The organism is Mesorhizobium sp. PL10 (assembly GCF_053714315.1).
Genome location: NZ_JBSKBR010000115.1, coordinates 1 through 2,029, shown reverse-complemented (window position 1 = coordinate 2,029; position 2,029 = coordinate 1). Strand labels below are relative to the sequence as shown.

At 58.6% G+C, this 2,029-nt stretch carries 1 protein-coding gene; it reads right to left on the bottom strand.

All coding sequences use genetic code 11. The annotated features are described in order from the left end of the window. Positions 1-489 precede the first annotated feature (489 nt). A complete protein-coding gene (locus ACWGTO_RS33235; protein ID WP_454578922.1) occupies positions 490-1,653 on the bottom strand; it encodes a hypothetical protein in 1,164 nt (387 codons plus the stop codon). Positions 1,654-2,029: the final 376 nt, after the last annotated feature.

Genomic DNA, 2,029 nt, shown 5'->3' with positions numbered 1-2,029 from the left:
AGAACCGGCAACCTCACAGATCGAGACCACTCCCGAAAGGTGGTCCGGAAACACCGCTTACCCCTTTACCTACGGCCGAACCGCAGAATTTCTATCGGCCGGCCTGGTGCTCATGGACTTCATTGCGCGCGAAATTTTCAATGAGGCTGATTGGAACACTCCAATCTTCAGCTAGTCCTTTTCTAGAATCCCTCAGCTGGAGCGCCTCTCCTTCAGCGACCGGACTCTACGGCGTTGCCGCCGAACCCGCTAACTGACAGTTTCGGCCCATGCGGGTGACGATCAATGGCATAGATACAGCGCTCCTCGCTTGGGGCTATCGGCCGGCTTGTGACCTTTCCGTTCGACGTGACGGTTGGCTCGCTGCCGTAGAGGGGCTGGCTTCCAAACTTAATCGCTTGTTGGATTGGCGAGGACGGCTACACGTCAGATCGAAGCGCCAATCACAAGCCCTGGGCCGCCAACGGCCGGCTCAACTACAGCGATGCGCTACAACGACGGCTCGTTGAGATGCGTTAAAATTTGACCAGACTGCACTGGATCGATCCTGTCTGCCTCAGCGAGTGCCCAACGTTGCCATGCTTCCAGTGCCGAGGCATCGATGTCAGCCGAACCATCATCGATCGCGCGACGGACGCGCTCAACAAGCGCGCGAATGTCTTCGGCTTGACGTAGAAGTTCGCCGCTGTTGCGCAGATTTTGCAGGCGCTTTTGGTTAAGTTGAACCAGCCATTCCTGGCGCTGCTTCTCCTTCTCAAGCCGCTCCCGCTCCGCACGCTCCTCGGCTTCCCGCAGGCTAAGCCGGAACTTCTTCTCGCCAGCTACGATGATCGCAGCCGCGATCTCTGCAATCCTAGATTCAAGCTTTGTGTCACCGTCGTCCTGCCAAGAAACCGCATTCTTGCGGTCGAAACCTGGGTCGACCCGCAGGGCAAGCGGCGTTGATGCTGGCAAGTCCGGCGCCGGCCGCAGGTAGCCGTGCTGACGCACGGTGCGGTGGCTACCGACTATTCCAATGTCCAAACCAACATGTGTGTCACCGATGGCGGCTCCCGCGTGAATTTCTCCATCGCGCTCGTAGGCACCACCGTCGTGGCCCCGCTTGCTGAGCGCCAAGAACAATGCGTTGAAGATTCTCAGTCGTCGCTTGCCTAGTGGATTGTCGAACTTGGGTTCGTCAAAGGTCCACTCACGTTCTGCATTTTTATCGCGGCGGCGCTGCTCCTGCTTGAGTATTTGAACGAGCCCTTTGTGTGGCCTGTCCAACGTGTGTGGGACGGAAGCTTTGCCAATCGCTTGCAATTCCGGTGCGTGGAGTTCGTCGAGGTCTTCTGGAACCAGAGCGGATGCAAATGGCCCATTAGATGCGAGAGGGGCTGCAATCGACAGGACCTTTTTGAAGCGCGCGTCGACACTTGCTCGGCCCGTTTCACCGGGGCGCCGCGGTCGCGCCTTGGGTAGTGCCGGCACCTTCTTTCCGGCGCGGATTTTGTTCCAATAGCCTTGCGGCGGCGACGCAACGCCACATCGCGTCAGTAGCTTCTTCAGCCCGACGTCGGATAGTTCGATCTTCGCCGCCAATTCCCGCATCGGCGCAGACCAGGCGAACGCAATCAGGTCGTCAGGCAACACAAGAATGTCTTTCTGCCACACGTCGGTTTGCCTCCATTTTCGTTCAGCTAGGCTGCTTTTGGCACGCCTTCGCAGCGTCGATATGACAGGCTGGCCAGTGCTATCTAGGGTCAAATCTGGCAACTCCGCAGTGCCCTCGATCGTGCCAGGGATGCGCTTACATCATCAAGGCGGCTGCAGATCGGCTGCAGCTGAAGCAGCGCACACAGCGAGTATCAGCGGGACACTCTAGAAGCGAATTGCTTCCTTTCGTAGTTCCTCGTGCAGCAGGGGGCAGCCGGACATCGCCACGTGGCAGAGGGAGGGTTTGGCGCTATCGAGCGGGGGCAACGAAAGACGACCGAAGTAAGCGTCCGGAGCTTGCACGTGAGGTCAGGTCTTGACAGGGACTTGGGCT